This is a genomic window from Shouchella tritolerans, from assembly GCF_025770735.1.
GTDB classification, from domain to species: Bacteria; Bacillota; Bacilli; order Bacillales; family Bacillaceae_D; genus Shouchella; species Shouchella tritolerans.
In genome coordinates, this window is record NZ_JAODPB010000005.1 from 251,860 (window position 1) to 273,557 (window position 21,698).

Here is a 21,698-nt window from a genome sequence, read left to right on the forward strand (position 1 = left end):
GCCTCGTTCCTTTCCGGAAAACAAGCAGCTTGTCAGGAAGCTGTTGCCTCCTGGATTTTCCCATCCTTTACAAAAACAGTCCGGTCTGTTTTTTCCGCAATTTCCGTTTCATGAGTAATAATTGAAATGGTTACCCCTTCTTCATTTAAACCACGGAGCAATTCCATAATCGATTCGCTCGTTTTCGAATCGAGAGCGCCAGTCGGCTCGTCCGCCAATATAATCGACGGATTGTTGACTAGCGCCCGGGCGATGGCGACTCGTTGTTTCTGACCGCCTGAAAGGGAAGCAGGCTTGTATGTAGCACGGTCACCAAGGCCAACTTTTTTCAATGCCTCATATGCCCGCTCTTTTCGCTCATTTTTTTTGATGCCGGCATACACCATTGGCAATTCGACGTTTTTCCATGCCGAAAGCCGGGGCAATAAATGAAATTGCTGGAACACAAACCCGATTTTTTCGTTGCGGATCTTGGCAAGTTCTTTTTCGCTTAGTGTGCCAATCATCTGGCCATCAAGCAAATACTCGCCTGTTGTCGGCTTGTCAAGACATCCAATGATATTCATTAGCGTCGATTTCCCAGAACCAGATGGGCCCATGATTGACATAAAACTTTCTTGTTCAATCGTTAAATCGATGGGAGCTAGCACTTGCGACCAAGCTTGCCCAACGCGGAACGATTTAGTCACCTGTTTGAGCACAATCATACATCATCGTCCTCTTCAATAATCTCGACGCCTTCAATCACTTCGCCTTCTTCCCCGTCAGCTGGCGCTTCTAACGGTTCTTCTCCTTCTTCAAACTGTTCGTCGACCCCGTCAAGCCCTTCTTCAAAGTCGCCATCTTCGTAAACGGCAGGCGTGACAGCCATGCCATCATGCACTTCTCCCATGTAATCGAGAATGACCTCATCTGCTTCTGTCACGCCCTCTAAAATCTCGATTGAATATTCAGTTGCAATTCCAATTTCCACATCCCTACGTACAGCGTTACCGTCTTCATAAACGTAAACAAACGAGGAAAACTCATCGTATTGGATCGCTTCCATAGGCAAAGCGAGCCCTTCATGTTCCATTGTTATAATTTCAGCATAAACTTGGTAACCTGGCCGGAGCTTGTCCGTATCACCTTCGGTCATTTTAATCGTAACGGGGTATTGGGAGCTCGACGAATCTCCGTACCATTCATCGCTTTCAGTCGGGAAATAAGAGACATCGACTACTTCTCCTTCCCAAAAACCATCTTCTACTGTATCAGATGTAATCATAACAGGATGGCCAGGCTCGACTTCTAGGGATTGCTGCTCGGAAATGTTGCCTGTAATCGTAAATTGGCTCGTGTCGGCCACTTCAAGCAACGCATTTGTCGTACTTTCACCGAGGCCTTCATTGCTTTCCTCTGCCGTATCGTTTCTCTTAATGACCGTTCCTGCAATTTTGCTTTTCACGGTCAATTGTTCTTTTTGCTCTTTAATGCTTTCTAATTGGTTCTGTAGCCGCGTCAATCCGAACGCTTCTTCTTTTTTCTGTGCGGCAAGCTCGGCCAACTCAGCGTCAAGCTCAGCAACCGTCACGACCGGTTCAATTTCCGTTTTTTCACCTGTCTCCTCGTCCGTCACATAGGTCGGTTTGACATCAGGCCCATTTTTACGCTTCTTCACATCCTCTTCTTGCTTCGCAAGTTCCGCAATCATCGCATTGGCTTTTTCAATTTGCAGCTCAACGTCCTGTTGCTCAAAATCAAGCTCAGATGTGTCATATTGGACGAGCGGCGTCCCTTCTTCAACTTCATCGCCGACATCGACCAATATTTCAAACCCGCTATGCTCAGCCATTTCTGTCACTAACTGGCGATCGACTAACTCTAACTTCCCTGGAACCATCACGGTGGAGTCCATTACTTCATTCATCGGTGTAACCAAATCGACCGTGTATCCTGTCATTCCGCCCCCTGTTTCACGGGCATTAGAAAGTCCAAAATAAGTAAACGTGGCAATAGATACAACAACCACTCCACCAATGATTGCTTTTTTCATACTCAACGCAGAAGCCCCCCTATTAAATTGACAATAAACACCAATGCAAATATGCCCACCCCAATCGCAATTGCTGGGAATTTTTTAAAGTTGGCTGTCTTCATAAGCCCCAGCGAAATAAAAGCAATAAATGCAAGCGTAGAGATTTCCAAGCTTTGTAACAGAGGATAGAATGGGTGTGTTTCATTAACAAACACCGATGGCGCGGTATAAATATAGCCGTACGTTCCGTTTGCTGCATTGACAATCATCAAATACAGAAAGCCGATGGCGCTTACGAGCGTGGCAAAAACAGTCATTGAATAGATTGCCTTATAGGGCGTCTGGTTGTTTTGCATTTTCGAAATCGCAAACAAGATAAGCGCAAGCAAAGGCGGTCCGGCCGCATAAGCAACTAGCATAATCATTCCAATTATAATGCCTGAAACGAGGCCATCTATGTTAAAGCTAGCAAACAACGGCGCCTCTTCTTCATACATGGCATCCTCCATGTAGATTTCTTCCATCATCATCCCATCCATGTCGCCGTCATAGGCAACCGCATCTAAGTCAATTAGCCCTCCTTGTCCAGTAAAAACGGGAAAAAGCAGGCCAAGCAAGACGAGGCAGAGGATGATAAACATCGGAAAGCCGACGGACGGTTCCACTTTCATGCGCACAAACTGTTTACTTGGGTTAAAAAGAAAGGCGAAAATATTGGGCTTTTTTGAAAAAGCGAACTCTTCAGGCTGGTGTGTCTCCTTGAATTGTTCCATCTCTCGTTCTCCTTCGATAACTAGAAATTCGGTACATATCTATTTTTCTATTATACTGCTAAATACTAGAAAAACCAGGCACTTTATAAAAACTTTAGAATTTTTTGTTGGCTCGCCTCACCGTTCTCAGAACACGTTTGATCGCTATTTTCGAGAGCGTGTGCTCTAAAACGAACAACTCACGGTCAAAAGACGCCCGGCTCTCTTTAGCCGCGCGCCCTTCGTATCCATTAGGGTGATTCGCCAAGAATCGCCAACACGATCTCATCTTCAATATGTCGAATCGTTTGGCTCTCGCCAATGAAATTATTCATTATAATCGTAAACAAATAGCTATTGCCATCATTTGTCCTTGCATAGCCAGTTAAGCTTGATACCCCTGTAAGAGAGCCTGTTTTTGCTCTCACTTCCCCTTCTATCCCACCTAAACGATTCCGCATCGTTCCGCCAACAAGCCGGTCTTTTTCTCCAGCAACTGGTAGACCATTGTAAAAATCAGCAAACCAATGCTGCTGCTGAGCGTGATAGAGCACGCTCGTTAAATCATTTGCCGCAACGAGGGTCTTATGGGACATGCCCGAGCCATCGCGCAGCAAAAAAGGCCCGCTTGCTCCAAGCTGCTCGGTGCTTTCTGCGACAAGAGGCAACCCCGCATCCCAGCTCCCCTCTCCTTCTTTTACATAACCGATTTCTTTTACAAGCACTTCTCCATGTCCATTATTGCTAAGCTTTAAAAAGGGCACAAGCAGTTCACGCAAAGGCATCGACTCTCGTTCAGCTTGTTTCACTGCGTTTTTAGGCACGTACCCTATTGTCTCCTCCGCCTTTTTTATATCGATCCCCGCATTGTTAAGAGCCTGCTTAAATACAGCAGTTGTATATTGAGCCGGCTCCCATACGGCTACCCAACTTCTTGTCGCGTTTGCACCAATGGGCACATTGCCGGTGATGCGGATGTCAGCTTTGCCGTGTTCTCTTTCTATGTTTAACGATTTCTGTTCGCCGGCTGCTACTGTCAATGCCTCATTCATAATAGGCACTGCTTTAACGTCAGGCTGCGTCGTGACAATTGCTCTTTGGCCTGCTTTTTTTGCCGGGGTCACTTCAACCAAAATGGTTCCTGCATCATAGTCGTCTGTCGGAGAAAGAGTCAATGCTGACACTTGCGCCCCTGTATAAAACGATTCATCCGACCAATTCAAATCTTGGGATAGCCGTACGTCGTCATAGCGTGATTCATCGGCGATTATATCGCCATTTATTTTTTTGATGCCTTTGTCGCGTAGCTCCTGTGCAAGCTCATTTAATTCTGCTTCCATGAGCGTAGGGTCGCCACCCCCTTTTATGTATACATTTCCATGGAGGATGCGTTTGCTTATTTTGCCGTCTGTAAACACGGTCGTTTTGAACGTATGGTCACTGCCTAGCTCCGTTAAAGCAGCAACAGCAGTTAACACTTTCATCGAAGAGGCTGGATGGAGCAGCATGTTCCCATTGTGTTCAAACAACAGTTCATTGGTAGCGCCGTCCCGGACACTCACGGCAACAGATGCGCCAGCCAAACGTTCATGTTCCAATATCGCAGCGATTTCCTCTGCGAACTGTGGCGTTTTTTCTTTTGCCTGGAATGAGGTTGTAAGAGGAAATACAAGCAAGACCACAACAATCGCCAACAATGCTAAACGCCCATTCTTCTTCACTGGCTTCCCCTCCTTTAGAGATGCTACGTTCAGTTTATTCCACTCTCTACAAAATAAACCTAAAAAAGAAGCTGCCCTCTATAAAAGGAACAACTTCTACATACCAATCGTTATTTTTGTAAATCGAGCCAAGCAACTTCGTCAGCAGTTAATGTCAATGCTGCCCCTTTTGCGCAAGACTGCATTTCTTGTTGATTTTGCGGTCCAATGATCGCAGCGGTAGGGAAAGGCTGGTTTAAGACATAGGCTAAAGCGACTTCAATCGTCGTTGCCCCTTTTTGTTTTCCTAACGCTTCTGCCCGGTCATAGCGCTGCCAATTGTCGTCATTGTAAAACACACGAACCAAATCCTCATTGCTCCGGTCGTCTCGAGAAAAGCGACCGGTAAAAAATCCACGTGCTTGGGAGGACCACGAGAACACAGGCAGCTTCGTTTCCCCGTGCCATTCAATTGCTGTGTGGTCAAGGCTAATACAGCCAGGCCAGTAAGGCTGTTGGGCTTTGGCAAGACTTAAATTGGGGCTGGAGAAAGAAAAACCAACAAGCCCATGTTTTTCAGCATATTCGTTTGCTTCGGCCAGCCGCTCTAACGACCAATTTGAACCACCAAACGCGCCTATCCGCCCTGCTTCTTTATGTTCATTAAGCCATTCTAAAATGGCGCCGACTGGCACTGTTGGATCATCTCGGTGAAGGGCATACAATTCAACTGCATCTGTTTGCAAACGGTCTAAGCTAATTTTTAATTGTTCGGCAATGTCGTGTTTATTAATGGTATGTCCCTTTTCATTCGGGTGGCCCCCTTTGGTTAAAACATTCATTCGCGACCGGTTGCCAGCGTCAAGCCAGTTCCCAATAGCGGCCTCACTTTTGCCGCCATTGTAAATAAATGCTGTATCAATTGTATTGCCACCTATCGAAACATACTGCTCAAGAATGTTGTTAACCGACTCCTGATGATCTGGAGAAAAATAGTCACTGCCCATTATGAGGGCGGATACAGGCTTCGCTATGCCTTCGAAAGGGATTGCTTTCATTGTCACCGCTCCACTTCTATTCGTTTTCGTTCAAGTTGTGACTTCAAGCATGCGTCTAGCACTTTCATGTTTAAAACAGCATCTTCTGCTGAAAAAGGCAACGGCTTTTCGTTGCGGACCGTTGCGGCAAACGCATCTGCCTGCAAAGCATAGTGATCCACTGCATTGCCGCTGAAGTGAGTGTGGCCATCATTCGTATACAAATCATATCCATTTGCTTCATTTGTAAAAGCGGTTGGAATGGTGATCCTGCCTTTTGTGCCAATAATTTCGGCTTCATCACGAAATGCTGCCCACATTCCACAATCAAATGTCAGGTAGCGGCCATTCGAAAATTCGACTAACCCTGCTGCTACCATATCGACTTGGTCATGGGAATCAGGCATAAAGCTATGCACCGTCACTGCTTCCGGTTCCTCGCCAAAGACCAACCGCGCTAATGAGAGTGGATAGACGCCGACGTCATAAAGGCCGCCACCACCATATGCTCGTTTCATACGGAAATTGTCGAAAGCGCTTGCATTATTGAACGTAAATACAGCACGAATGCCGCGAATTTCGCCAATGTCGCCATTATCGATATGGGCTAATATGTGTTTGTACCGTGCTTGATAACGGTACATAAAAGCTTCAGCGAGGACTACACGATGCTGCTTGCATGCCCTGCTCATTTCCTGGGCTTCCTCTGCATGTAAAGCAATCGGCTTTTCGCACAGGACATGCTTTCCGGCTTCGGCAGCTTTTATGACCCACTCCTTATGCAAGTGGTTCGGCAACGGAATGTAAACGGCTTCAATTTCCTCGTCTGCCAATAACTCTTCATAAGAGCCATACGCTGTTTTAATGCCATGCTCAGCCGCAAATGCCTGCGCTTTTTCAAGTGAACGGCTCGCTATTGCTACCACTTCGCCGCTTTCGGATGCAGCGATTCCAGGGATAATTGCTCGTTTTGCAATTGAAGCTGTCCCCAAAATGCCCCATTTCAAAGCTTCTGTATGCAAACTGCCATTCCTCCATTTCGTACAAATCTAAAAATTCTCCACTAGCTTAGCATAAATTCATAAGCATGTGCGCCTTTCAAAGCAATGTAACCAAATTGAAATAAACGTTCCAGCCACGGTTTGACGTAGCTGGAACGTTGATGTAGCCTTTATTTTCTCGCTTCTTTGGCAATCTCGTCGACAAAGGCAGAGAGCGGTTGCGAAGAAGAGGCTTGCTCCCCATACTTGCGGACATTAACCGCTTCAGCAGCCACTTCCTTGTCGCCAAGAACGAGCATATAAGGGATTTTTTGGATTTGTGCTTCACGGATTTTATAGCCAAGCTTTTCGTCGCGGTCGTCGATCTCGACACGGACACCTGCTTGTTGCAGTTGTTCAATGACACGTTTAGCGTAATCCAGGTGGACTTCATTAGATACAGGAATCACTTGCACTTGGACAGGCGCAAGCCATGTTGGCAGCGCGCCTTTATACTCTTCCAACAAGAAAGCAACGAATCGTTCCATCGTTGAGACAACGCCGCGGTGAACGACAACCGGACGGTGCAGCTTTCCATCTTCGCCGACATAGGTTAAATCAAAGCGTTCTGGAAGGAGAAAATCAAGCTGTACAGTCGAAAGCGTCTCTTCTTTGCCAAGGGCCGTCTTCACTTGCACATCCAATTTTGGCCCGTAAAAAGCGGCTTCACCAATTGCTTCATAGTATGGCGATCCTAATGTATCCATTGCTTCTTTTAGCATCGCTTGCGCTTTGTTCCACATGTCATCGTCATCAAAATATTTTTCCTTGTCTTCCGGGTCACGGTACGACAGCCGAAATTTATAGTCGTTCAAGCCAAAATCCTTGTACACTTCTTGGATAAGACGTACAACGCGAACGAATTCATCTTTAATTTGATCAGGGCGGCAGAAAATGTGGGCATCGTTTAACGTCATTCCACGAACGCGCTGGAGCCCAGAAACAGCGCCTGACATTTCGTAACGGTGCATCATGCCGAGTTCAGCAATTCGCAACGGCAATTGCCGGTAACTGCGCATATCTTGCTTATAAACCATCATATGATGGGGACAATTCATCGGCCGCAACACAAGCGTTTCATTATCCATTTCCATCGGCGGGAACATATCGTCTTGGTAATGGTCCCAGTGCCCAGATGTTTTATAGAGCTCAGAGGAACCAAGGATCGGTGTATAAACATGCTGATAGCCGAGGCGCTCCTCTTTATCAACAATGTAGCGCTCAATGATACGGCGGATCGTTGCTCCTTTTGGCAGCCATAAAGGCAACCCTTGTCCTACTTTAGGTGAAAGCGCAAAGATACCAAGTTCCTTGCCAAGCTTGCGGTGATCCCGTTCTTTTGCTTCTTCGAGCAAACGCAAATGTTCGTTTAGTTCATCTTTGTTAAAGAATGCCGTTCCGTAAATACGCTGCAACATTTTGTTTTTCGCGTCGCCGCGCCAGTAAGCTCCTGCGGTGGACAGTAACTTAAACTCCTTGATTTTATTCGTCGATGGCACATGGACGCCACGACACAAATCAAAAAATTCACCTTGTTTGTAAATCGTAACTGTTTCTTCCTCCGGAATGGCTTCGATCAACTCAAGTTTATAAGGGTCATTTATTTCTTTAAAGCGAGCAATCGCTTCCTCACGGCTCACTTCTTCGCGTATGATCTCTAAATTTTCACCAATGATTTTTTTCATTTCCTTTTCGATCCGTGGCAAGTCTTCTGCCGTGATCGATTCGTCGGCATCGATGTCATAGTAAAAGCCGTCCTCAATGACGGGCCCTACACCCAACTTAACACCTGGAAACAATCGCTTGACTGCTTGGGCAAGCACATGGGCTGTACTGTGCCTCATGATGTCTAATCCTTCGTCTGATCCTGTGACGACAATTTCGATGTTTCCATCTTCAGGGAGTGGCGTTTTCAAATCATACAATGTCTCGTTTAGTTTTCCAGCCAATGCTTTTTTCTTTAATCCTGGGCTAATAGAAGCAGCAATCGCTTCAGTCGTCGTTCCAATTGGAAATGATTTTACTGTTCCATCAGGAAACGTAAACGTACGTTTGTCCGTCATACTTGATCTTCCTTTCGCATTAAAATAAAAAACACTCGCCCCTTAGTCGAAGGGACGAGTGTGGTTTCGTGGTTCCACCCTACTTACATGCTCTACATACAGATAACGGCTGCGGGCCGGCGCTGGATACTGTTATTCCCCAGGGCAGTTCAAAGGTGGTCACAATCGAGTCGCGTTTAGGGGTCCCAGCCAATGCCCCATTCTCTAAAAAACGCCTTACTTGAATGCGGTGTCCTTATCATCACTTTTCATACAGCCATTATACAAAAACCAAAGTCCAAAAAGCAAGCTTGTTCGCTGTATTTGTTCTAATGGCGTTCTTGCAAAGGGAAAATCGTCAGCCGCTCTTGGAAGATCGCTTGGATCGTTAAAATGACGCCATGGTCCGGTTCATCTGTAAATACATGGACATGCCCTGGAGCCATGCTGACGAGTGGGCTAATGACCATTTCAGAAAAATCAAGGCCTGTTTCAAATACAAGTTCTTGCTTTAAATAATAGGCCATTTCTTCAGCAGTCAACTCCCGGAAATGTTCATCATAAAACGTAAACATGTCCCCATGGACGAGATAAACCATTGGCAATCGTGCAGGTGTGTTACGGATATAATGGCGCAAATTTTCAACCATGGCCTGGTAATCTTGTTCCATTAAATATTCGTCAATGGCAAGCTCGATACAATCAATTAACATTTCTCCGTATTCTTTTAGCCGGAATGTCAGAAATGGTTCGTAATAAAATGTCGTATCCGGGTTGAGGTGTGAGGCGAAGGCGTCATATAGAAATGCACGTCTATCAAAATGCGGCTTAACAGATGGGATATCATTCCGATCCCCTTGAAGAATGGCTTGGGCAATAGCGACGATTTGCTGCTTTTCCTCCTCGTCGGTAAAATAAAAAAGGTTTTCAGCAATGTCCATTAACCATTCATCTTCCTTTGTTTCTATGACATATTCCGCAAAGATCGAGGCCAAAAAAGGATGGAACGACTCATAAAAATCGACGTCTTTGTTTTCATAACGGACTGTGATCGTCGCTTCACTGTTTTTTTCCACTGCCCCGCCAAAACCATATGGCTCATAGGTTGCCATATAGCCCCTCAATTCATCAAACAGGCGCGAGCAGTTGCCGCGCTCTTCAAAATGAATGGCAATCACGCATGACTCCCCCTAACATATCAAAACCTTACCTAAAGCTCACTAGAAGCCAGACAGGCTTACTATCAATTTATGTTGGTGGCTCAAAAACATGCTAATTGCATAGAAAAAAGCTCCGGAGTCGCTCCGGAGCAAACGGGTCAATTTTGCATGATAAAGTCTTTCTCAACGTTTTCATTTTCTGAAAACGTCCGTAATATCTCATATTTTGTGTTACGTTGGGCTGGTATTTTTCCCGCTTCACGAATCAATTTAAGCGTCAAGTTTGAATTGACTTTGTGTGTCGTATTTGCAGCAGAGACTACATTTTCTTCCATCATTGTGCTACCAAAATCGTTACAGCCAAAATGAAGCGATTTTTTGCCGACTTCAGGCCCCATTGTCACCCAGGAAGATTGGAAATTGGCGATATTATCTAGGAAAATCCTTGAAATCGCTACGTTTTTCAAATAATCTTCTGGCGTCAATTTTTTCAGCCTTCTCAACCCTGTATTTTCCGGTTGTAGCAGCCAGGAAATGAAAGCCGTAAAGCATTGTGTCTCGTCTTGGGCATCACGAACGCGCTGCAAATGCAAGGCCCGTTCTTCAAACGATTCACCAAAGCCAATGACCATTGTTGCCGTACCAAACATGCCGACTTTTTTCGCTGTCTTCATCGCATCAAGCCACTGATCGGCCGTTACTTTTAAGCGGCTGACGCGCATCCGTGTCTCTTCAGTCAAAATTTCAGCGCCTCCGCCTGGCATACTGTCAAGACCCGCTTTATGGAGTTCCCGAAGTACGTCTTCAATCGACATGTCCATTACTTCAGCGATTTTCCAAATTTCCGCAGGGGAAAAGGAGTGCATCCAAATATCTGGAAAGCGTTCTTTAATGCCTTTTAGCAAGTTTGTATAATAATCAAGCTTTAAATTAGGGTTGGTTCCGCCCTGCATTAATATTTCTGTTCCGCCAACATCTTGTGTTTCCTTGATTTTTTGAAAAATGACTTCGTCATCAAGAACGTAGCCATCTTTATGGTTAGGCGGTCTGTAAAAGGCGCAAAACGAACAATATGTATCGCAAAAGTTCGTGTAGTTTACATTGCGACCGATCACAAATGTCGTTATTGGCTCAGGGTGCCATTTTTTCATAATCGTATCAGCTGCTTTGCCAAGTTTATCGAGATCGTCGCTCTCGTAAAGCTTAACGGCATCGGCCATCGAAATGCGCTCGCCGTTTACTGCCCGTTCTAATATGGCATCTATGCTCATTGTTGTACCCCCAAGCACAAGTAATCTAGTATTCTTTATACATCGTACCATAGTTATCCTTAAACATCCAATGAGCAAGCCCTGCTCTCAAACCTCACATACGTCGTCGTTCGCCTAGCTTATGACCCCTGTACTATCCGCATTTCCGCTCGCCTGACAAGCATCCTCTCCCCGCCTGAGCGATGTTGTCGAAAAATCGACAATATAAAAACCGGCGCTACATACCGCGCCGGTTTTCTCCGCCAACTTCTACGAATGTGGTAAAATGCTTGATCCTTTCCATAATCCGTTTTGCTTTTAGCCGTTCGATCCCGCCTTTTTCCGAATAGGCAAGCTGCTCTTCTAACTCATCGTAATCGTAATTTGAAGTAAACAACGTTGGCAGTTTCTCAGCCATTCTGTACTGAAGAATTGGGCCTAAAACTTCGTCACGGGTCCAAGCGGTTGTTGTCTCTGCTCCAATGTCATCTAGCATCAGTACAGGGGCTTTTCGGACAGCTTCCAGCTTTTCTTGAAAGGATCCATCGCCAATGGCTTGCTTCATTTCCCTAAAGAAGTCAGGTGTATAGATCAAATAGGATTGGATGTTTTTTGCTTTTAATTCATTTGCAATAGCCCCTAACAAATACGTCTTTCCTACACCAAATTTTCCGTATAAGTATAGGCCCTTGCCCTTTTCTCCTGGATTAGCTGATAAAGCAAATTCAAGCCCTTCACTTAGCGCCTCTGCCCGTTCCTCATTTTGTTCCATATCGTCAAACGTAGCTTTAAGGATATCTTTAGGAATATAAAGCGACTGGATTAGCTCTAGTTTCGCTTGTTCTGCCTCTTGCTCCCGTTTCAGTTGGCATCGGCTATAAGAAATCTCAATGCTGCCTCTCTCTGTATAAAGCAACGGTTGAAATCCTTTCATCATATTCGGGCAATGGTCTAACCCGGGGCACGTTTGGCAGTTCCCTCGTTCCTTTTTAAACTCGTATAGTTTGCTAAGGGCACGGTCGATCATCGAGCGGGTTACGTCAGGATGCTCTTGCAAAAAGGCTTGTACAATCGCGCTATCTAGCAGCTCCTGCCTTTGGCGCTCAATCCGTTTTTGCAGGCGCCCATCCTGGTCAAAAGCTTTTAGCGCCTGTTCTATTGATTCCATTCGCTCTCATCCTTTTTTTCCCTTAGTCGTTTTCGTTCCTCCATTAATGCAGCAATCCGTTTTTTTGACTCTGTTTGAGTTACGCTTGTTTTTGATTCAGTCGCTTCACCCACAGCGCTAGCTTGTTTGCCTTCTTGACTAATCCCCTTTTCTTGCTCAGCCATTAGCCACTTCGGTAGTTTGTCTTGGCGCGCGTTTCGCTTATACGTTTGCCGCGGCGATGCATTGGCCTGTTTTTGTTTGTCTTCCTTCACAAGCCCCATAGCGCCTGGCACCGTTTTTACTTTTTTTCGCTTCCAATGGCCAGCAATTTTCAACATAAAGGCGCGGGAAAGCTTCATATCATGTTGGAATAGGACATAATCAATCAGTACGTTCGCCACACCTGGATGCAATTTATAATCAACGATGAGTTCTTCAATCAAGCGGGCATCGGCTGGAGAAACCGCTGCCCCTTCTTGGCGCATTTCCAAGAGTGTCATTGGCGGTGTTTGCTCGTAAAATTGGATGGACCGTTCCTCTTCTGTTTGCGGCTCTTTCGTCATCGTTCGCGCCGTCTGCGGCTGTGTTTTTAAACCAAGCGCAGGCGGTTTTGTGCCATTTTCAAGGCGGTACCACTCTTTGATCGTTTTTCGTAAATCGTCTTCATCCAACATGTCGCCTCGAGAAGCTTGCTCAACTAAATTCGCCATTGTTAACGGCTCAACTTGGTAAACAAAAGCGAGTTTTTTGATCAAGTCAATCAATCGATCAGTCAACACTTCTGGCGGGACAATAAAGCTAGACAACGCTTGTTTCATTAATTCAATGTCAAAATCATCAAAGTGAAGACCGTTGCTGTCCTTGCCGATCAGCGCCTCCCCATTTGCTCCTTTCAATGCGCCGTCTTGTTCGTTCATTAACGCCGGCTGCATCTCCGAGTGAGTTAAAGAGGTAAACACACTGGAAAAGGATTCGGTCACTTCTTCAAACTCGCTACTGTCCAACACGGGCAGTGCAAAGCGTTCCCTTACCGCCCGGTATCCTTGTTTGCCTAGCCTGTTATACAAAAAAACGCTAAGAACATCGTCTCGAAAAAAACGATGTGGTTTCATTGGCGGCTGTAATTCATACATAAAAAAGCGGACGTCGTCTGTTTTTTTTCGGTATGTCCTGAGCAAATCAATCGCTTCTAGTTTTTTCCGCGCTTCAAGCAGCTTAGGCAAACTCAAGTCAAGGAGGACGCTAAGTTGATGGTGAGTATGGATATCGCCTTGGTACTTTCCCGAAGGAAGCTGCGATTTCAAACTATTGTACAGGCCAACTGCTTCTGTGCCAATCAAAGGCTGATACAAAAGGGTAAGTACATGGCTGTCCATGTCTGTGATAAAATCGGCCAGCCGCACTGTGTACTGGTCTACAGGAAGAACTTCTTTCCAATGCCAAGGCATGGCCCTTATCCCCTTTCGCTAAAAAAGAGCTTAAAACGCCCATGCGTTTATAGCTCCTTTTAATTTTTATTCATTAACTCAGTCAATTCTTTTATAAATACATTGATGTCTTTAAACTGTCTGTATACAGAAGCAAAACGAACGTAAGCAACATCGTCGACTTTCGCTAGCCGTTCCATGACGAGTTCGCCCACATCCTGGCTTCGCACTTCTTGTTTCCCTTCATTGCGAAGCGTGCGCTCCACGTCCAATACCATTTCTTCAAGCGTTTCAAGGGGAACGGGGCGTTTCTCACAGGCACGCACAAGGCCGCGTAGCATTTTATCGCTGCTAAATTCCTCCCGCATACCGTCTTTTTTAATAATGAGAAGAGGCCGTTCTTCCACTGTCTCATAAGTGGTAAAACGCTGTAAACATTTTTCGCACTCCCGCCTCCGTTTGATCGAGCGGCTTTCATCACTTGGCCTGGAATCGAGCACTCTTGTTCCGTTATGCTGACATTTGGGACAGCGCATTGCAATCATCTCCATCTGTGCCCAAAGGACGTGAATACCAAAATGAAATTGGTTTCTTCTATCATATAAAAAAAGGGCGCCTGTGGCAAGCCTCTTACAGCAGCTCGTGGCCTAGCGCTGAACCGACATACGTTAATTGCTCGTCAAGTTTCTTGTAAAGAGCTAAAATGAATTTCCGGCTGTAGCCAAAATCGCTTGGAAGCACTGTTTCTGTTGCACATGAAAAATCGACCGCAGTCCGATACGGTTTTACTGTAATAATAGAAACCACTAACAGCAGTTTTTTTCCTGATTTCGTTTGCGCAACAATTTCACCCCTGTCATCTTCGCTCCGCTTAATCGTCAATCCCTGTTGTGTAAGCACCTGTTCAATGGTGCGCATGGCCTTGTCTTTCGTTGTTTTATAATAGCGTGTTTGCAACTCTTTCACTGGGTGCTCTTCCCCGGTTTCAGTGCGTGTGCTGAAAATACGGTTCATTGTTTCACGAAAACCCATCCTGCTCTCTCCCCCTGTGTAAACGTTGCCCTTATCATACCATAAATCGCGAAAGCGCATCCATTTATAGCAAAAAGAAACCGCCAGCAGTATGCTCGGCGGTTTCTCCAATTTATTTAACAGCACTGTGGCTTAATCGTTTTTCAGGCTTAATTGGTCCCATTCCTCGTGGCAATTCAAGCACTTCGCTTGTTGTTGCACCCAATTCTCTTGCAATAAACTCAGCAGCAACATTTGGGTCAATAACTGGACCACATGTATAAACGTCTATGCTCGCATAGCCATGTTCCGGGAAACTGTGAATCGTTAAATGCGACTCAGAAATGATCACGACTCCACTCACCCCTTGTGGGGCAAACTTATGAAACGCTACTTCCCTCACTTCTGCTCCGGCTCTTAAAGCTGCATTTACAAATACTTGTTCAATAAATTCCATGTTGTTTAGCTTGTTTATGTCACAACCCCAAAGCTCAGAAATGACATGACGTCCCATTGTATCCATATGAACTTCCCCCTTTTCGGTAATTCGCCATGCAGCAAAAGCATGCATGTAGGATCGTCTTCGTACAGGGGGGAAAGTTAGTCCTAAGAGGTCCTAACCCATGCTGCAAGAAAAACGAATCCCGTTTTTAAACGAACTCACGGGATTCAGTATACTTGGTTTACACCACGATTGCAACTGGATTTCTAAACAATTTTACATCGTTCTTAGGATGCAGAATGGATTTCTTCTTTCACGGACATCTGCGCTGCGACATGATTCATTAAATCAACCACTCTGCAAGAATAGCCCCATTCATTGTCATACCAAGCAAGGACTTTTGCCTGACGATTGTTTAAAACTATCGTTGATTGACCATCTACAACCGCCGATTGTTCCTCGCCATTAAAGTCGATTGAAACGAGTGGTTCATCTGTAATCCCTAAGATGCCTTTAAGCGTCCCTCGTGAAGCTTCCCAAAAGGCATTGTTAATTGCTTCTGCAGTTGTTTCTGTTTTTAAATTCACAACTAAATCAACTAACGAAACATTTGGCGTTGGCACACGAAGCGCCATTCCTGTTAGTTTGCCTTCCAAATTCGGCAACACTTTCGAGATTGCCTTAGCCGCTCCAGTCGATGTCGGGATGATGGACTGTCCACATGCCCGAGCTCGCCGCAAATCTTTATGAGGGTTGTCAATGTTTTTCTGGTCATTCGTATAAGAATGCACCGTTGTCATCATTCCTGATTCAATTCCAAACCTTTCGTCGAGGACTTTCGCAACTGGGGCTAGGCAATTGGTTGTGCATGAGGCATTCGAGAGAATGTGATCTTCCTGTGGATTGTAGTCGCTTTCATTTACACCGACGACAATCGTTGCATCCTCTCCCTTTGCCGGAGCGGTAATGATCACTTTTTTCGCCCCTGCTTGCAAATGAGCACCAGCCGCTTCTTTTGTTTTAAATTTGCCGGTTGCTTCAATGACAATATCAATCCCCAACTGTTCCCAAGGCAAATGCCGTGGATCCCGTTCAGCAAGCAATTCAATCTTTTTTCCATTTACGAATAACTGCCCATCTTTCGCATAGACATCGGCCATGAATGGCCCATGAATGGAATCGTATTTGATTAAATGAGCTAATGTGTCTGCTGGGTAAGAAGCATTGATCGCAGTAATATCAACTTTCCCTTCTAGAAAAGCTTTTCGAAACACCATTCGACCGATTCGTCCAAACCCGTTGATCGCCATTTTCACATTCATAAAGTCCAGCCCCTTCAGGTTATTATGTTACCCTTTTTATCAATATTATATGAAATAGTATAACATAAATAAACCAAAAACGTGAACCAATTTAAATTTAGGCACAAAAAAGACCGCCTATTCGTAGGCGGTCTTAAGTTGTTGACAGAGTCGACAACTGTGCAGACTGAAAGAAAGCATTTGTCAAACGAGGCGCGAAACCGAGTGAAGATGCGAATAGAACGGGGGTTCATGCGCATATGAACGAGGTGAGCAACGACGTATGCGAGCGCTTGTCTTCAGTCGTGACCGCCTATTCGTGGGCGGTCTTAGCCAACGCATTGTCTACTTGTCGATAGGTGTTTTCCTTCGATCCATTATTGTCTATCAACACGTCGGCCTGTGCTTTTTTAGCTGTTAATGGCATTTGCGCAGCAATTCGTTGTTTTGCCTCTGTTTCTGTTAAGCCGTCTCGCTCAATCAAACGCTGAAGCTGAGTCGCTTCGTCTACATAAACGAGCCAAACTTGGTTGACCATATGAAACAAGTTGCTTTCGTATAACAAGGGAATATCGAGAACAACTCGAGTGTAGCCCCTTTGTTCGTACAGATCGGCCTGTTTTTTCATCAATTGGCGTACAGCTGGATGAACGATTTGATTCAACTGCATCCTTTTTTGTTCATCGCCAAAAATGATCGCCCCTAACTGTTTTCGATCTAACTTGCCGTCAGCCTGGAGGACGTTTTGGCCAAATGTCGCGACGATTTGGGCAAGCGCCGGCTCGCCAGGCTCTACAACCTGACGTGCAAGTTTATCTGCATCAACAACCGGAATGCCTCGTTTCTCCAAATAGGACGCCACAAGCGATTTTCCGCTGGCAATCCCGCCAGTTAACCCAACTCTCATAAATACATGCTCCTCCTACAATTTCATCACGCCGATAATGAGCAGCAAGCAACCTGGAATGAATGCCATTTTCTGTACCCACTTCAACCGTGCTGTCCGGTAGCCAAACGTCATTCCTAGTGTGACAAACAATGCGCTTAAAACAGCCGTACATGTAGCAAGGCCAAGAGGGGAAAGGCCCATTAACGCAGCGCCAATCCCAGCGCCAAAGGCATCAAGTGAAAGAGCGAGGCCAAGTAAAAGGGCTTCTTTTCCCGTCACTGTGCCAGAGCGGTCGATGTCGGCGCTTTCCGGTTCTCGTAAAATATGAATGACAAACCCAAATAAGCGAATCGTAAAATCCATTTTCGTCTGTTTAACACTCGGTTTCCGCTCTTTTTTCGGCCGATAAGCTGCATAAACAGCCCAACAGCCAAGACCTATTAAAATGATGGCTCCGAGCAATTCGGCCACATCAGGCGACAACCACATTGAAAAGGTTGAACCAACTGACATAGCGATTAAAATAGAAACACCTGAACAAGCTGCAATAAATAAAAGCGATATGAGTGGTATTTTGATACGACGAGTGCCATAGGCAAACCCGACACCAAAACTGTCAAGGCTAACTGCCGCGGCTAACATAACCAATGTTGCCAATAGAAGCCCCTCCTGTCTAATGTTCGTTGCCATTAGTATATGGAGAGGACTTTGTCATTGTTCACCGCCGTGGTTGGCAATTTGGGCAATAGTGGGTTCCCCGTCCGCCAACGACTGTCTTTTCAATCGCTGTATCGCAATGATGGCACGGTTGTTGCTTACGGCCATAAACATGGAGCTGTTGTTGGAACATGCCGATTTCCCCTTGGCCGTTTACATACGATTTTATCGAGCTGCCTCCTGCCTCAATCGCTTCTTTGAGCGTTCTTTTAATTTCCTTATGAAGGTTGTGATACTCTTCCTTCGACAGTGACGAGGCCGTCCGTTCAGGATGGATGCCTGCGCGAAAGAGCGCTTCATCAACATAAATATTGCCGAGCCCAACGACTGTTTTCTGGTCAAGCAATGCTGTTTTAATTGCTCTTGTTGTTTTTGCATATGCTTGTTCCAGCAATTCGACTGTAAACTGTTCGGAAAAAGGTTCAACGCCTAACTGGGCAAGGGGCATGGCAACGTGTTCGGCCCCTTTAGCGAACAAATGCATCGTACCAAATTTGCGCACATCCGCATAACGAAGTTCAGACCCATCTGTAAACGAAAACACAACATGCGTATGCTTCGTTTTTTCATCGGTTGGTTGATACAAACCATAGCGTCCTTCCATCCGCAAATGGGAGACAAGCACGTAGTCGTTCAGCACAAACAGCAAAAACTTGCCTCTGCGCCCGATGTCTTCGATGGTTTGTCCCTTTAATAGCTGTATAAAACGTTCTACATCATCTGGTTCCTTAATCATTTTCGGCCAGCCGACGTTCACGTCAGCAATGGTCTTGTTCTTAACCAACTGTAAGAGTGTTCGGCGTACCGTTTCCACTTCCGGTAATTCTGGCATTTCTCTTCTCCTTATTTCGCGTCAAACCATGAATTTCCGCTAGAGACTTCCACTTGTAAAGGCACATCAAGCTCAAGCGCCTGTTCCATTACTTCTGTGACAAGCTTTTTTAACGGTTCCACATCGTCAGGCGCCACTTCGAAGATCAGTTCGTCGTGAACTTGGAGCAACATGTTTGCTTTAAGCCCTGTTTCCTCTAATGCTTCACTCATTTGCACCATCGCCCGTTTAATAATGTCAGCTGCGGTACCTTGGATCGGTGTGTTCATTGCTGTCCGTTCTGCAAAACTACGCTGGTTGAAATTGCGGCTTTTCAGTTCAGGCAAATAACGCCTTCTCGCAAGCAATGTTTGGACATACCCCTTCTGCTTTGCTTCTTTCACAACGTTCTCCATATAAGCTTTTACTTGTGGATAACTTGCTAAATAGCGGTCAATAAAGTCTTTCGCTTCTTTTCGCGTAATTCCTAAGCTTTGTGAGAGCCCATAATCGCTTATGCCGTAGACAATCCCAAAATTGACGGCCTTCGCGCTCCTTCTCATCAAATCTGTTACATCTTCACGTTTTACATGGAAAACATCCATTGCCGTTTTTGTATGGATGTCCATCCCAGTTAAAAACGCCTCCTTCATTCGTTCATCGCCAGAAATATGGGCAAGGACGCGCAGCTCAATTTGCGAGTAGTCAGCTGCAACCATTTTCCAGCCTTCCTTCGAAGCGACGAATGCTTTGCGGATTTTTCTTCCTTCCTCTAGACGGATAGGAATGTTTTGCAAATTCGGGTCTGTCGAAGAAAGGCGTCCCGTTTGCGTTAAGGCCTGGTTAAAACGGGTATGGACTTTCCCTGTTTCCTTGTCGATTACTTTAAGCAACCCTTCGATGTATGTCGAATAAAGTTTGCCAAGTTGCCGGTAAAGGAGGAGATGTTCAATAATTGGATGTGCGCCTGCAAGCTTTTCCAATACATCAGCACTTGTCGAATAGCCTGTTTTTGTTTTTTTCACAGGTGGCAACCCTAATTTTTCAAACAGGATAACGCCAAGCTGTTTCGGTGAATTGATATTAAATGGTTCTCCAGCTTCTTTATGGATAGCGCCTTCTAGAGTGTTTAGGCGGTCCGATAAATCTTTACCCATTTCCTCGAGTTGTTCTCGGTCGACACGGACACCTTCTTTTTCCATACGGCCAAGTACAACAGACAAAGGCATTTCCAACTTCTGGAGCAATTCAAGCTGCTCGTTTTGCGCCAGTTCCTCTTCTAATGTGCTTTTTAACGTAAACATTGCATTCGCTTTACGGCAAAGATGTTCGGCAAGGGCGGTCTCTTCGGGGAGAGAGCGCTTGGCACCTTTGCCGTATACAGCTTCATCTTCAGCCACGCCACCTGTCCCTTTACGGGTAGCAATATCGCTAATTTCATGGGATGAAAGCGATGGATCGAGCAAATAGGAAGCCATTTGTAAATCAAAATCAACGCCATTTAAGTCAACCCCATGCCAGGCTAAAGCGACGACAGCACGCTTTGCGTCAAACAGCCATTTCTTTTTTTCTTGCGAACGGGCAAATGCCCTAAACGCGTCTGACTTCACCGCTTGCTCAGTCGGGAAATAAAAGCAGCCTTTTGCGTTCGCCACCGCAATCCCGGCAATTTCGGCTTGATGGTAGTTTTCCGCTAACACTTCGACGACTAAAGCTGACGGGCTAGAGAAATGTTCAGGTAGCGGTTCTTCAACGATGTCAAAATCCAGTTCCGTCAGTTGCTGCGGAGCACTTTCTTCATCACCGTTGCCGTCAATGCGGCCAAGCAACGAATGAAAGGACAGCTCTTTAAACGCTTCTTTGACTTGTTTATACTCATATCCGCCATACTCGAACGAATCAAGCGTTTCGGCAAGTGGCACGTCAAGGGCAATTGTGGCGAGTTTTTTGCTAAGCAGAGCTTGGTCTTTATTCTCTTGGAGCCGTTCTTTCAGCTTCTTCCCAGAGATCGCATCAATCGAATCAAGCACCGTTTCTACGTCTTGGAATTCGGCAAGCAATTTTAGCGCTGTTTTCTCCCCTACGCCGGGAACACCCGGAATGTTATCAGACGAATCGCCCATTAACCCTTTTAAATCAATAATTTGTTTCGGCTCAAGCCCGTAGCGTTCAGCCACTTTTTCGCGATTATAGCGATCCACTTCAGAAATGCCTTTTCTCGTCAGCACGACTTCAACACGGTCATCAACCAATTGTAGCAAATCTTTATCACCTGTAATGACGACAACGTCAAAGCCTTCTTTTGCTGCATTCGTTGCCGCCGTGCCGATAATGTCGTCTGCTTCGTATTCGTCTACTTCATAGCGCTTAATCGAAAACGCATCTAGCACTTGGTGAATCATTGGAATTTGCCCAGATAACTCGGATGGCGTTTTCTGCCTCGTGCCTTTATAAGCGGCATACGTCTGATGGCGGAACGTCGATTTTCCTGCATCAAAGGCGACGAGCATATGGCTCGGTTTTTCGTCTTCGAGAACCTTCAGCAACATAGTCGTAAAGCCATAGACAGCATTTGTATATTCGCCTTTTTCATTATTTAAAAGCGGCAACGCAAAAAATGCACGGTAAGCAATGCTGTTGCCGTCAATAAGCACTAATTTTTTCAAGCAGAAGAGCCCCTTTCTCGATCTATACATGTAATCACATTGTACCATAGTCACTGGAAAAGAAAAAAGCATATGCGAACGAACGTACGCAGGGAGGCAGGAAGAATTGCTGATGAATCGAGGCTAGTTGCTACAAGAGTTACCAGTACACGTGTTTTGCCAACCAAAAAGAAGGCAAGAGTAAAACTCTTGCCTTTAAAAAGGGCTGATCGGAAGAGGGATACCGATCTCATTACTGACCGTTCTCCCTTAGTGTAAGCGCGCCCCATTAAGCCTTGATGAACAT

19 protein-coding genes are annotated in these 21,698 nt (G+C 45.5%); all 19 read right to left on the reverse strand.

Going from position 1 to position 21,698, the window contains the following annotated elements:
* Positions 1-32 precede the first annotated feature (32 nt).
* On the reverse strand, positions 33-707 hold the full coding sequence (locus tag N6H06_RS17425; RefSeq protein WP_062749713.1) for an ABC transporter ATP-binding protein: 675 nt from the start codon (positions 705-707) through the stop codon (positions 33-35).
* Positions 704-2,035: an efflux RND transporter periplasmic adaptor subunit gene (locus tag N6H06_RS17430; protein ID WP_062749714.1), complete on the reverse strand. Its 1,332-nt coding sequence runs from the start codon at positions 2,033-2,035 to the stop codon at positions 704-706. The genes N6H06_RS17425 and N6H06_RS17430 overlap by 4 nt, the downstream gene beginning before the upstream one ends.
* 2 nt (positions 2,036-2,037) lie before the next feature.
* Positions 2,038-2,790 carry a YIP1 family protein gene (locus tag N6H06_RS17435; protein WP_212954032.1) on the reverse strand — a complete coding sequence of 251 codons (753 nt, stop codon included), beginning with the start codon at positions 2,788-2,790 and terminating at the stop codon, positions 2,038-2,040.
* A 230-nt stretch (positions 2,791-3,020) separates the two neighbouring features.
* Positions 3,021-4,490 carry a D-alanyl-D-alanine carboxypeptidase/D-alanyl-D-alanine endopeptidase gene (gene dacB / locus N6H06_RS17440; RefSeq protein ID WP_212954033.1) on the reverse strand — a complete coding sequence of 490 codons (1,470 nt, stop codon included), beginning with the start codon at positions 4,488-4,490 and terminating at the stop codon, positions 3,021-3,023.
* Between the two features lie 110 nt (positions 4,491-4,600).
* Positions 4,601-5,527 carry an aldo/keto reductase gene (locus tag N6H06_RS17445; protein WP_263707594.1) on the reverse strand — a complete coding sequence of 309 codons (927 nt, stop codon included), beginning with the start codon at positions 5,525-5,527 and terminating at the stop codon, positions 4,601-4,603.
* 2 nt (positions 5,528-5,529) lie between these two features.
* A complete protein-coding gene (locus N6H06_RS17450; RefSeq protein ID WP_212954035.1) occupies positions 5,530-6,528 on the reverse strand; it encodes a Gfo/Idh/MocA family protein in 999 nt (332 codons plus the stop codon).
* Between the two features lie 149 nt (positions 6,529-6,677).
* Complete coding sequence (gene thrS, locus N6H06_RS17455) at positions 6,678-8,609, reverse strand: threonine--tRNA ligase (RefSeq protein ID WP_263707595.1); 1,932 nt, start codon at positions 8,607-8,609, stop codon at positions 6,678-6,680.
* 308 nt (positions 8,610-8,917) lie between these two features.
* Positions 8,918-9,766 carry a putative sporulation protein YtxC gene (gene ytxC / locus N6H06_RS17460; protein ID WP_263707596.1) on the reverse strand — a complete coding sequence of 283 codons (849 nt, stop codon included), beginning with the start codon at positions 9,764-9,766 and terminating at the stop codon, positions 8,918-8,920.
* A gap of 140 nt (positions 9,767-9,906) precedes the next feature.
* The gene (mqnC, locus tag N6H06_RS17465) at positions 9,907-11,019 is read right to left on the reverse strand and encodes a cyclic dehypoxanthinyl futalosine synthase (RefSeq protein WP_062749721.1); all 1,113 of its coding nucleotides are present in this window, start codon (positions 11,017-11,019) and stop codon (positions 9,907-9,909) included.
* A 217-nt stretch (positions 11,020-11,236) separates the two neighbouring features.
* Positions 11,237-12,166, reverse strand: a complete 930-nt coding sequence (dnaI, locus tag N6H06_RS17470; protein WP_263707597.1) for a primosomal protein DnaI — start codon at positions 12,164-12,166, stop codon at positions 11,237-11,239.
* Positions 12,154-13,596 (reverse strand): replication initiation and membrane attachment family protein, encoded by a 1,443-nt coding sequence (locus N6H06_RS17475; RefSeq protein ID WP_263707598.1) that lies wholly within the window; start codon positions 13,594-13,596, stop codon positions 12,154-12,156. The genes dnaI and N6H06_RS17475 overlap by 13 nt, the downstream gene beginning before the upstream one ends.
* Positions 13,597-13,655: 59 nt before the next feature.
* A complete protein-coding gene (gene nrdR / locus N6H06_RS17480) occupies positions 13,656-14,111 on the reverse strand; it encodes a transcriptional regulator NrdR (RefSeq protein ID WP_062749724.1) in 456 nt (151 codons plus the stop codon).
* 94 nt (positions 14,112-14,205) lie between these two features.
* The gene (locus N6H06_RS17485) at positions 14,206-14,607 is read right to left on the reverse strand and encodes a hypothetical protein (RefSeq protein ID WP_062749725.1); all 402 of its coding nucleotides are present in this window, start codon (positions 14,605-14,607) and stop codon (positions 14,206-14,208) included.
* A gap of 112 nt (positions 14,608-14,719) precedes the next feature.
* Entirely contained in the window at positions 14,720-15,109 is a 390-nt protein-coding gene (speD, locus tag N6H06_RS17490) for an adenosylmethionine decarboxylase (protein WP_062749726.1), read from the reverse strand.
* Positions 15,110-15,315: 206 nt separating this feature from the next.
* Entirely contained in the window at positions 15,316-16,350 is a 1,035-nt protein-coding gene (locus N6H06_RS17495) for a glyceraldehyde-3-phosphate dehydrogenase (RefSeq protein WP_212954037.1), read from the reverse strand.
* Between the two features lie 292 nt (positions 16,351-16,642).
* A complete protein-coding gene (gene coaE, locus N6H06_RS17500; RefSeq protein ID WP_062749728.1) occupies positions 16,643-17,236 on the reverse strand; it encodes a dephospho-CoA kinase in 594 nt (197 codons plus the stop codon).
* Between the two features lie 15 nt (positions 17,237-17,251).
* The gene (gene ytaF / locus N6H06_RS17505; protein ID WP_082808390.1) at positions 17,252-17,875 is read right to left on the reverse strand and encodes a sporulation membrane protein YtaF; all 624 of its coding nucleotides are present in this window, start codon (positions 17,873-17,875) and stop codon (positions 17,252-17,254) included.
* 61 nt (positions 17,876-17,936) lie between these two features.
* Positions 17,937-18,767: a DNA-formamidopyrimidine glycosylase gene (mutM, locus tag N6H06_RS17510; RefSeq protein ID WP_062749730.1), complete on the reverse strand. Its 831-nt coding sequence runs from the start codon at positions 18,765-18,767 to the stop codon at positions 17,937-17,939.
* Positions 18,768-18,778: 11 nt separating this feature from the next.
* Entirely contained in the window at positions 18,779-21,442 is a 2,664-nt protein-coding gene (gene polA / locus N6H06_RS17515) for a DNA polymerase I (protein ID WP_263707599.1), read from the reverse strand.
* Positions 21,443-21,698 lie beyond the last annotated feature (256 nt).